Here is a 10,005-nt window from a genome sequence, read left to right as displayed (position 1 = left end):
ACTCTCCCAAGAACCTGTGGTCAGGATCCTGCACCGTGCGCCAGATGGTTTCGTCACGCGCAGGCGTCGCTGCGCTCCTTCGGCGCGGCTCAACCGACGCGGTGCCAGGTGGTTTCGTCACGCGCAGGCGTCGCTGCGCTCCTTCGGCGCGGCTCAACCAGCGCGACGGGCGGCTCAACCAGCGCGACGGGCGGCTCAACCAGCGCGACTAGCGGCTCAACCTGCTCGCGGCTCAACCAGCGTGCGCCCCCTCCGCCTCGACCTTCCTCCGCGGAGGACGGGTCAGCAGCGGCAGCGCGACGCCCGCCACGGCCAACGCCCCCATCACGCTGAACGCCAGCCGATAGTTGCCCGCCTCCCCCACCAGGGACGACGCGGCCAACGGGCCGAGCACTCCCGCGAGCGACCAACCCACCAGGATCAAGCCATAGATGGCGCCCGCGTGCGTGAGGCCGAAGAAACTCCCCGCAGCCGCCGGCAGCGTGCCGAAAGCACCGCCGTAGCAGAGGTAGACGACCGCGGCCAACGCGATGAACGCGGCCCCCGCCGTGTGTGGCAGGGCGATCAGGGCCAGGCCCTCGAGGCCCAGGATCACCGCCAGCACCGGCAGCGGACCGACCTTCTGCGCCACCGCCGCCCACACGATCCGCCCGGCTCCGTTGAACAGGGCGAGCACCCCGACGACCGTCGCAGCAGCGGCCACGTCGAACCCGGCGACCTCGACCGAGGCGGTAGCCATCATCGAGATCAGCGAGATCCCGGCGGCAACGGCGACAACCAGGATCCCCGTCAACAGGTACCACTGCGGGGTGCGCAGCGCCTCCTTAACGGTGTAGTCACCGGCCGCGTCGCTGGCCGCGGAGGCCGTCGTCGGAGAGGTGAACATCATCAGGGAGCCGATCACGCCGAGCACCAGATACCCAGCCCCGATCCACAGGAAAGCCGAGGCGGGTTCCTCGGGGTTCGCGGCCAGCAGCCGCTGCGCCACGGGGGACGTCAGCGTCGCGCCGAACCCGAAACCGCCGACCGCGATCCCGGTCACCAACGCCCGCTGCTTCGGGAACCACTTCTGGAGCAACGCGATCGGGACGATGTAGGCCATGCCGAGCCCGAACCCGCCGATGAGCCCGTAGCCGACCACCAGGAGCCAGAAGTCGTCTGCTCCGCGGGCGAACGAGGCCAGCATCAGGCCGCCTGCGTAGATCACGCTGCCGATCAGGGCGACGGTGCGCGGGCTGCTGCGGTCCTGCAACCTGCCCCCGATGGACGTGCCGACGAAGATCATGCCGATCGCCAGCTCGAACGGCACCGTAGCCTGGACGTGCCCGAGTCCCATCGCCTCGGGCGCCTGCAGCGCGCGGGCGAACAGGCTCCACGCATACACCCCGCCAACGACCAGTTGAATCAGGACACCACCGACGAGAGCAGACCAGCGCATGGGCGTAAAGTCTGCCCGATCCACTCGCCGCAGCCCGCGTCGGGTCCGGTTACCGGGTGCGCCGCGCCGCACCGTCGGATTGCGCCATCCGGGAGGACAACGTTGGGCGACCTCCCTGCCTGGAAAGCACAAGAGTGAGGCTGACGAACCGCCCCGCCTCCCGGGCCGCCCCGTAGGCTGGCGACATGAATGCTCGAGCGGAAGGGACCCTGATCGGCCTGGCACTGGGTGACGCCCTGGGGATGCCGACGCAGATGCTGACCAGAGCCCGGATCACCGAACTTTTCGGGGTGCTCGACCGGTTCCATCCTGGCCCCCTGGAGAACCCGATCAGCCCCGGGCAACTGCCAGGCACCGTCACCGACGACACCGAGCAGGCGGTCATCCTGGCCCGGCTGCTGATCGACGGCGGTGGCGTCGTCGACCTGGCTTCCTTCGCCACGGCCCTCAGCGACTGGCATCAGGCGATGGCGGCAAAGGGTTCGCTCGACCTTCTTGGCCCGTCGACGCTGCGCGCGATCGAGGCCTACCGCGCGGGCACCCCGGCAGAGGACACCGGCCGCTGGGGCGACACCAACGGGGCGGCGATGCGCGTCGCCCCGCTCGGCATCGCGCACCGCGTGTTCCCGATCGGCGCCTTCGTGGACGAGGTCGCCGCCGTCAACCTGCTCACCCACAACACCCGGATCGCCAACGCGGGGGCGGCCGCCATCGGAGCGGCGGTCTCGGCCGGCATCGACGGTGCCGACATCCGCGACGTGCTGGAGGTCGCCGTCGAGGCGGCCGAGGAAGGAGCCCGACGGGGCCACCCCACCCCCGGCGCGTCCGTCCCACACCGGATCCGTTGGGCCCTATCCCTTGCCGTCGGGCCCGACCCGCTCGACGCGATCGAGATGCTGGTCGGCACGTCGGTGGCGACGCAGGAGGCCGTGCCCGCCGCGCTGGCGATCGTAGCCGCCTACCGCGACGATCCGTGGGGCGGGGTGCTGGCCGCGGCCGGGCTCGGTGGCGACAGCGACACCGTCGCGGCCATGGCCGGGGCCGTGCTCGGCTCGATCCACGGCGTCGAGGCATTCCCAGTCGACGAGGTGGCTCACCTGGAACTGGTCAACCCGGATCTCCACCTGCGCAGCCTGGCGATCCGGCTGATGGAGTTGCGTGCATGAGCCGCCTGGTGGTGATCGGCAGCCTGATCGGCGATCAGATGATGACGGTGCCGCACCTGCCGGAGCGTGGCGGCGACGTGCTGGCCGGCCCTGTAGAGGCGCAGCCGGGAGGGGCCTTCAACATCGTGGCGGCCGCGGCACGGCTCGGCATGCCGACGGTGGTGGCGGGCCGGATCGGCGACGGGCCGGTGGGCGACATGTTGGCATCAGCGCTCACCTCGCTCGGCGTCGACGTCCTCCTCCCCCGCGCGACCGACGGAGATTCCGGCACGAGCATCGGCTTCATCGAACCCGACGGCGAGCGCACCTTCGTGACCAGCCCCGGCGTCGAGCAGACGATCACCCCGGCCGACCTGGCCTCGGTCGCCTGGCGCGCCGACGACTCGGTGTATGTAAGCGGCTACGACCTGCTCTACCCCGCAACCGGCCCGGCAGTCGCCGCCTGGCTCACCGCGTTCCGGCCCGCAACGCTGCTGGTGGACCCGGGGCCGCTGATCGCAGAAGTGCCAGGCGACGTGCTCGCAGCGGTGCTGGCCGCGACCACGGTCTTCAGCCTCAACGAGCGGGAGGTGCAACTGCTGGGCGGCCTCGACGCCGTCTGGCCCCTCCTCACCCGCGCCGACGCGGTGATCGTGGTTCGCGCCGGGGCCGAGGGGGCGTGGCTGCACCGGAAAAGGCAAGCGCCACTGCACGTCCCCGGGCACCGCGTCACCGTCGTCGACACCACCGGGGCGGGCGACACCCACGCAGGGGCCCTTCTCGCACTCCTCGCAGACGGCCTGCCGATAGCCGAGGCGCTCCGTCGCGCAAATGTGGCCGCCGCCTTGGCGGTCGCCGTCCGGGGTTCGGCCACCGCCCCGACGAAAGAGGCGCTGTCGGTGGCGCTGCAGGGCTGAGAAAAAAGAGCGAGCGCCCCGGGCGGGGGGACCCGGGGCGCTCAGATCAGGGGCTTGATCAGTCGAGCACCTGGTAGTTGACGGTCAGCACGCCGGCGGAGGTGTCGCCGATGGTCTCCATCGCGGCGCGCGACAGGTCAAGGCAGCGACCCGAGATGTAGGGGCCACGGTCGTTGACGCGCACGACGACCGACTTGCCGTTGTTCGGGTTGGTGACCTTCACCCTCGTGTTGAACGGAAGAGACTTGTGGGCCGTCGTCAGCGCGTTCGGGTTGAAGGTCTCACCGTTGGCGGTCTTCTGGGGGTCCCAGTAGTACGACGCCTTGCACGACTGCGTCGCAGCGGAGGACGACTCGGACGGAACGCTCGCCAGGGGAGGTGCGGCGGCGGGCACCTTGGTGACCGCGGGGATGCGGCTGGTGCTGAACCGCACGATGTTGTTGAACTGCCACTTCGTCTCGGAGACGTAGCGACCGTTGACCCGGCTGACAACCGTCGACTTCGCGAAGCTGCGGCAGCCGTTCTTGCCGGTCAGCGCCGTGTCGCACTCGGTGCGCCACTGGCGGCCGTCGGAGGCGGTCCACGACTTCGTCGTCACGCCGAGCGGGTTGGACTTCCACTGCGAACGGGTCGACGGCAGGTAGGTCAGGTTGTTGAACACCCAGCCCTTGCTGGTGACATAGCTGCCACCGGACCGGACGACCTTGTCGCCCCAGATCTCGGTGGTGCAGCGCACGACGGTGGTCGAGTACTTCTCGCACTCGGTGTGCCAGTAGCGGCCGTTGACGAGGTGGTCACCCGGAGTCGAGTAGACATCCGTTGCTGCTGCCTGTGCGGACTGGGGGGCGACGACGCAGAACGCGAGGCCGGCCACTGCGGTGGCGGCTGCGGCGAGGAAACGCTTCAACATTGGTGTGCGGTCCTTTCGGGGGAGAGGCAAGCTGACGCTAACACGCCACCCACCTGTTTTCCAAGAATCTCTCAGAAACTCTCTCAGAGAACTCCACGGTTTTCATGTTTGGCTAGGCACTTGTCCAACATCCACCTGAAGATGCTGAGAATCCTTGACTTCAGCCTGCGGTCCTCCCAGCGGAAGTAGCCTGACGGGGACGAAGGGAGCCAACATGCGCATCGGGGTACCACGCGAGGTCAAGAACAGTGAGTACCGGGTCGCCGTCACCCCGGTCGGGGTCCACGAACTGGTCGCGGCAGGCCACGAGGTCGCCGTCGAGGCCGGGGCAGGGGTCGGCTCGGCGATCAGCGATGCCCAGTACGTCGCCGTCGGCGCGAGGATCGTGCCCGATGCCGACTCACTCTGGACCGGTGCCGAACTGGTCCTGAAGGTGAAGGAACCCGTCGCTGAGGAGTACCACCGGCTGCGCGAGGACCTCATCCTCTTCACCTACCTGCACCTGGCAGCCAACGAGACGCTGACCGACGCGTTCCTGGCAGCCGGCACCACGTCAATCGCATACGAGACGGTCCAACTCGACTCGGGTCTCTTGCCGCTGCTCTACCCGATGAGCGAGGTCGCCGGGTGCCTGGCGCCCCAGGTGGGCGCGCACGAACTGCTGAAGAACTCCGGCGGCCGCGGCATCCTGATGGGCGGAATCGGCGGGGTCGCCAACGCGAAGGTCGTGGTGCTTGGCGCCGGTGTCGTCGGGCAGAACGCGACCGAGGTCGCGCTGGGGATGGGTGCAGATGTGACCCTGCTCGACACCAACCTCGTGAAGCTCCGCTCATGCCTGGCGCGGTGGGGCAACCGGATCCAGCAGATCGCCTCCTCGACGCTTGCCGTGCGGGAACAGGTGTTGGAGGCAGATCTCGTGATCGGCACGGTGCTGGTGCCGGGCGCGAAGGCCCCGAAGCTTGTCACCGACGAGATGGTCTCGCAGATGAAGCCAGGATCGGTGCTGGTGGACGTCTCCATCGACCAGGGTGGCTGCTTCGAGCCCAGCCGCCCGACGACCCACGAGGACCCGACGTTCCGCGTCCACGACTCGACCTTCTACTGTGTCGCCAACATCCCGGGGGTCGCGCCCATCACCTCGACCTGGGCGCTGACCAACGCCACCCTCCCCTACGTGCTGGCCATCGCGAACCACGGCTGGCGCGATGCGCTCCGCCGCGACCCCGCGCTGGCACTCGGCCTGTCGACCCAGGCGGGCAGGTTGACGTCGGCTCCGGTCGCGGCGGCGTTCGGGCGCGGTTCGGTGGCAATCTCCGAGATCCTCGGGTGATCCGAAACGGATTAGTGCGCCCAGATCGATGTAATCGGGTTTTGAACGTTCACAGGATGCATCTCGGCGTACTTTTCCGACTCCATAGCCGTCCAACCCTCACGGCACGTTGGCGTCCAACTCCCTCATCCAGGCCTTCGCCGAGGCGTCCGACGGCATCCTCCAGTCGCCGCGCGGCGAAAGGGAGCCGCCAGCCAACACCTTCGGCCCGTTCGGCATCGCGGTGCGCTTGAACTGGTTTGAGAAGAACCGCCTGATGAACACGGCGAGCCACTTCTTGATGGTGGCCAGGTCGTATTCGGCGCGGTCGGCCTCCGGGTAGCCGACGGGCCACCGTCCGACGGTCGCGTCGCGCCACGCGTGCCATTCCAGGAACGCGATCCGGCTGGGGCGCGCCCCCGGCCGCAGCAGGCTGTGCAGCGTGAAGTCGTGCAGCGCGTACGGCCCGATGGAGTCCTGGGTCGACTGGGGTTTGGCACCGTCGGCGACGGGGATCAGCTCGGGCGAGATCTCCGTGTTCAGGATCGAATCGAGGGTCTCATTCACGCCCGCCTCCGGGAACTGGTCCGACGAGATCACCCACCTGATCAGGTGCTGCATGAGCGTCTTCGGCACCCCCGAGTTGACGCCGTAATGGCTCATCTGGTCGCCCACACCATAGGTACACCAGCCGAGCGCCAGTTCGGAGAGGTCGCCTGTGCCGAGCACGAACCCGCCGCGCTGGTTGGCGACACGGAACAGGAAGTCCGTCCGCAGCCCCGCCTGCACATTCTCATACGTGACGTCGTAGACGGGTTCGCCGTCCCCGGCCGGGTGCCCGAGCGCCTTCAGCAGCGATTCGGCCATCGGCTTGATGTCGACCGTCTCGAACGTGACGCCCAGCGCCTCGGACAGCACCGTCGCATTGTTCTTCGTGTGATCGGAGGTCGCGAAGCCTGGCAGGGTGAAGGCGAGGATGTGGGTGCGGGGCAGGCCCAGCCGGTCGCACGCCTTCGCCGCGACGATCAGGGCGTGCGTCGAGTCGAGCCCGCCGGAGACCCCGATGACGATCCTCGGCGCCCTCGCCAGGTCGCCGCCCGACATGGACGCCATCCTGCGCTCCAGTGCGGAAACCTGGATGTTGTAGGCCTCGTAACAGTCCTGGTTGAGCCGGGCCGGATCGTCGGGGACGAACGGGAACCGGTCGAGCGGACGCCGCAGCCCCAGGTCCGCCGTCGGCGGGTTGAGTTCGAATGAGCAGATCACGAAGTCGCCGTGCCCGACTCCCTCGTTCAGCGCATTGTCCCTCAGCGAGTTCTGGCGTTGCTTCTCCTGCCGCAGACGGTCCAGGTCGACGTCGACGACCAGCCTCGACGCCTCCCTCGGGAAGCGCTCGGTCTCGCCGAGCAGGTCGCCGAGCTCGTAGGCCATGGCCTGCCCATCCCACGACAGGTCGGTGCTCGACTCGCCGAAAGAGGCCGCCGCGTAGAGGTAGGCCACCGACGAGCGGGCGCTGAGCGAGCGCACCATCAGCGCACGGTCGTCGGCGCGGCCGACCGTGATGGGCGACGCGCTGAGGTTGAGGACGACGTTTGCCCCAGCCAGCGCCGCCTTGGCCGACGGCGGGATCGGCACCCACATGTCCTCGCAGATCTCGACGAAGAGGCTGAGGCCGGGCACGTCGCTCGCCTCGAAGATCAGGTTGGTCCCGAAGCAGATCTCACCGTCCTCGTCGGCGCCGGGCCAGCCTGGGCGGGAAATGTAGCCGGTCGCCCCGGCACCGCCCACGAAGTGTCGCTTCTCGTAGAACTCGCGGTAGTTCGGCAGGTACGACTTCGGCACCACCCCCAGCACCTTCCCGCGGTGGAGCACGACGGCGCAGTTGTGCAGCGAATGGTCGACGAAGAGCGGTGCCCCGACGACGACGACCGGCAGCAGGTCGGCGGTCGCCTCCGCGATGCGGACCACGGCCGCGTCTACGGCGTCGAGCAGCACATCCTGGAGAAGCAGGTCGTCGAGCGAGTACCCGCTGACCGAAAGCTCGGGAAACAGCGCGACCGCGGCGCCGTCGTCGTGGCAGAGCCGCACCTGCTCGACGATCCTCTCCGCGTTGGTCGCCGGATCGCCCAGTTCGACGGGAACGGTGCACGCGGCGACACGCGCGAAACCATGGCTGTACAGCGAGGTGAACTCCATGTGGCTGAGTCTTCCACGAATGGCGGGCCCTCCCGATCCGCGCCGTGAGGAACGTGGCGGCTTCCATGGCTCGGACAACCGTTCGGCGGTTCCGAAGCGTCCTTGACAGCAGACGATGAACGAAACGGCACGCAAAAGGAGCAGGAATGTCTCAGCACGTCAGGAAACCACGGTCGAAGGCTGCCGGGATCAGGCTTGCCATGGCCTCGGCAACGGCGGCTCTGCTGTTCGTCCCAACCCAAATCGCGTCGGCATGCTCAATCGAACCGGCGCCAGACCCACCGACGGTTCAGCAGGTCGTGGATGAGGCGGAACTGGTCGCGGTCGCACGCGTCGTGGCGGAGTTCGAGCCCTTCGGCGCACACAAGGCCACCTACCAGGTCGCCTTCACCGAGATCTGGAAGGGGCAGCCGTTGCCTGGCACCAGCGTCACGGTGCAGGACTCGTCGTGCGGATCGGTCAGATACGACGTCGGCGACGAAATCCTCCTGGTGAAGGACTCCATCCAGGACACCTACCGCGTTTCCATGGACTGGGGCCTCCCCACCCTGGCTGAGATCCTCGAGACGGCTGGTGATCCGTCTACCCCCTCAAGCGACCCCGAGTTGTTCGCCGCCGTCAACACGCACTTCCCGTTACCGATGCCCGGGTCGATACTCGACCTGCTCGGTCTCCTGACCGACAAGACGCCATATTTGACTTTGGGCCTGATCGCCCTTGGCCTGGTCGGCCTTGGCGCTCTGCTCTTCGGGTGAGTCCCCCTGTCGCCTCCCCTGTCCCGCGGGAGGTGAGGGTCGCTTCTGGAGACAACCGCGGCCCAGGCTCGCAGCGTCGTATCGATATGACCTCGCCCACGGTGGGCGGGCAGGGACATTGATTGGTCCGTTTACGTAAGGGGAGCACCATGCGAATCAGCCGGATACTCGGAGCCTCGCTTCTTGCCGGGGCGGGCGCGGTCGGATTGTCGTGGGGCACGACGCCCTGCGCGTCGGCGTGTAGTTGTGCGATCTCTTCCACGGAAGAGAAGGTCGGGTTCGCCGATCTGGTCGGCGAGGGTACCGTAATCGCCGTCGACGCCCCGTCCGACGTCGTGTCGAGCGCCGACGGCACCGTCTTCACCATCGAGTTGGACCGGATCTGGAAGGGCGAGGCGTCCTCGATCGTTGAGGTGCAGAGCCCCACCAGCAGCGCCTCTTGCGGCCTGGACGGGTTGAGCGAAGGCATGGAGATCGTCCTCTTCGCAGGCCACACCGACATCATGGGCACCCCGACACCCGACCAGTGGCAGGCGAACCTGTGTGGTGGCACCGGGCCGGTCGACGAACAGGTCTCGTCGGAACTGGACCAGTTGCTCGGCGCCGCCCAGATGCCGGAACCGTCCACCGCTGCGCCCGTCGAGGCGCAGGCTGGCGTCCCTGGTGGGGCCCTCATCCCGCTTGCTCTTACGGGTGTCAGTTCGCTCTTGGCTGGCCTGTTTACGCTCCTGAAGCACAAACCGTGAGCGTTGCGGAGGCCGGATGTGGCCGTTGGGCCCCCGATTGGTATTATTGGCCACCGTAACCGGCTTTAAGAGGTAGTGAAAAGTGCTCAAGCGCACCAAAGTTGCAAAATCCGATCTTGTCAAGGTGACGTTCTCGTTGCCCGTCAGCGACGAAAAGATCAGCGTTGTTGGTGATTTCAACGCCTGGACCCCCGGCGCGAACACCTTGGTCAAGCGCGCGAATAAGACCGCAAGCGTTTCCGTCAGCGTCCCCAAGGGCTCTGTGCTGCATTTCCGTTACCTGGGCGAGGTGAGCGGCTGGTTCGACGAGCCCGAGGCTGACGCCGTCACGGCCGAAGGCAGCTTCTTCACGGTCTGATCGGTCGGATTATCCGGCTGGTTGAGCCGGGTCCGAGACGGCTGGTTGAGCCGGGTCCGCGACCTTGCAAACCGCCCGTGACCGACCGCTGGTTGAGCCGGGCCGCCAGCTTGCGAGCCGCCCGTGACCGACCGCTGGTTGAGCCGGGCCGCGAGCTTGCGAGCCGCCCGTGACGAAACCACCCGTGACATGACCGCAGACTCTCCCAAGACCCTGCGGTCGGGTTTCTGC

10 protein-coding genes are annotated in these 10,005 nt (G+C 67.9%); 7 read left to right on the top strand and 3 right to left on the bottom strand.

The window, feature by feature from the left end:
• A partial coding sequence (locus BUC15_RS20120) for a hypothetical protein (protein ID WP_217652295.1) occupies positions 1–212 on the top strand: 212 nt, incomplete at its 5' end.
• A 20-nt stretch (positions 213–232) separates the two neighbouring features.
• On the opposite strand, the gene BUC15_RS17805 is transcribed toward BUC15_RS20120, so the two are convergent.
• Entirely contained in the window at positions 233–1,438 is a 1,206-nt protein-coding gene (locus tag BUC15_RS17805; RefSeq protein ID WP_073191150.1) for an L-lactate MFS transporter, read from the bottom strand.
• Between the two features lie 185 nt (positions 1,439–1,623).
• Here BUC15_RS17805 and BUC15_RS17800 point away from each other — a divergent pair, with 185 nt between their 5' ends.
• Both BUC15_RS17800 and BUC15_RS17795 read left to right on the top strand, forming a co-directional pair.
• Positions 1,624–2,604, top strand: a complete 981-nt coding sequence (locus BUC15_RS17800; protein WP_073191147.1) for an ADP-ribosylglycohydrolase family protein — start codon at positions 1,624–1,626, stop codon at positions 2,602–2,604.
• Positions 2,601–3,500 carry a PfkB family carbohydrate kinase gene (locus BUC15_RS17795; protein ID WP_073191143.1) on the top strand — a complete coding sequence of 300 codons (900 nt, stop codon included), beginning with the start codon at positions 2,601–2,603 and terminating at the stop codon, positions 3,498–3,500. The genes BUC15_RS17800 and BUC15_RS17795 overlap by 4 nt, the downstream gene beginning before the upstream one ends.
• A gap of 58 nt (positions 3,501–3,558) precedes the next feature.
• On the opposite strand, the gene BUC15_RS21315 is transcribed toward BUC15_RS17795, so the two are convergent.
• Positions 3,559–4,410: a septal ring lytic transglycosylase RlpA family protein gene (locus BUC15_RS21315; protein ID WP_084189725.1), complete on the bottom strand. Its 852-nt coding sequence runs from the start codon at positions 4,408–4,410 to the stop codon at positions 3,559–3,561.
• Positions 4,411–4,624: 214 nt separating this feature from the next.
• Here BUC15_RS21315 and ald point away from each other — a divergent pair, with 214 nt between their 5' ends.
• On the top strand, positions 4,625–5,740 hold the full coding sequence (gene ald / locus BUC15_RS17785; RefSeq protein WP_073191140.1) for an alanine dehydrogenase: 1,116 nt from the start codon (positions 4,625–4,627) through the stop codon (positions 5,738–5,740).
• 99 nt (positions 5,741–5,839) lie between these two features.
• Here ald and BUC15_RS17780 read toward each other — a convergent pair whose 3' ends face one another.
• Positions 5,840–7,915, bottom strand: a complete 2,076-nt coding sequence (locus BUC15_RS17780) for an NAD(+) synthase (RefSeq protein WP_073191136.1) — start codon at positions 7,913–7,915, stop codon at positions 5,840–5,842.
• A gap of 146 nt (positions 7,916–8,061) precedes the next feature.
• On the opposite strand from BUC15_RS17780, the gene BUC15_RS17775 reads away from it, so the two are divergent.
• The 3 genes from BUC15_RS17775 (at position 8,062) to BUC15_RS17765 (ending at position 9,774) form a co-directional block, all read left to right on the top strand.
• A complete protein-coding gene (locus BUC15_RS17775; protein ID WP_073191133.1) occupies positions 8,062–8,670 on the top strand; it encodes a hypothetical protein in 609 nt (202 codons plus the stop codon).
• A gap of 149 nt (positions 8,671–8,819) precedes the next feature.
• Positions 8,820–9,416: a hypothetical protein gene (locus BUC15_RS17770; RefSeq protein WP_073191130.1), complete on the top strand. Its 597-nt coding sequence runs from the start codon at positions 8,820–8,822 to the stop codon at positions 9,414–9,416.
• An 82-nt stretch (positions 9,417–9,498) separates the two neighbouring features.
• Complete coding sequence (locus BUC15_RS17765) at positions 9,499–9,774, top strand: early set domain-containing protein (protein ID WP_073191127.1); 276 nt, start codon at positions 9,499–9,501, stop codon at positions 9,772–9,774.
• Positions 9,775–10,005: the final 231 nt, after the last annotated feature.

The sequence above is a fragment of the Tessaracoccus bendigoensis DSM 12906 genome, from assembly GCF_900141915.1.
GTDB classification, from domain to species: Bacteria; Actinomycetota; Actinomycetes; order Propionibacteriales; family Propionibacteriaceae; genus Arachnia; species Arachnia bendigoensis.
This window is presented reverse-complemented; position numbering and strand designations above follow the sequence as displayed.

Coding starts and splice junctions, on each gene's coding strand:
- BUC15_RS17775 (WP_073191133.1), top strand. CDS start 8,062: ATGTCTCAGCACGTCAGGAAACCACGGTCGAAGGCTGCCGGGATCAGG.
- BUC15_RS17770 (WP_073191130.1), top strand. CDS start 8,820: ATGCGAATCAGCCGGATACTCGGAGCCTCGCTTCTTGCCGGGGCGGGC.
- BUC15_RS17805 (WP_073191150.1), bottom strand. CDS start 1,438: ATGCGCTGGTCTGCTCTCGTCGGTGGTGTCCTGATTCAACTGGTCGTT.
- BUC15_RS17780 (WP_073191136.1), bottom strand. CDS start 7,915: ATGGAGTTCACCTCGCTGTACAGCCATGGTTTCGCGCGTGTCGCCGCG.
- BUC15_RS17800 (WP_073191147.1), top strand. CDS start 1,624: ATGAATGCTCGAGCGGAAGGGACCCTGATCGGCCTGGCACTGGGTGAC.
- BUC15_RS21315 (WP_084189725.1), bottom strand. CDS start 4,410: ATGTTGAAGCGTTTCCTCGCCGCAGCCGCCACCGCAGTGGCCGGCCTC.
- ald (WP_073191140.1), top strand. CDS start 4,625: ATGCGCATCGGGGTACCACGCGAGGTCAAGAACAGTGAGTACCGGGTC.
- BUC15_RS17795 (WP_073191143.1), top strand. CDS start 2,601: ATGAGCCGCCTGGTGGTGATCGGCAGCCTGATCGGCGATCAGATGATG.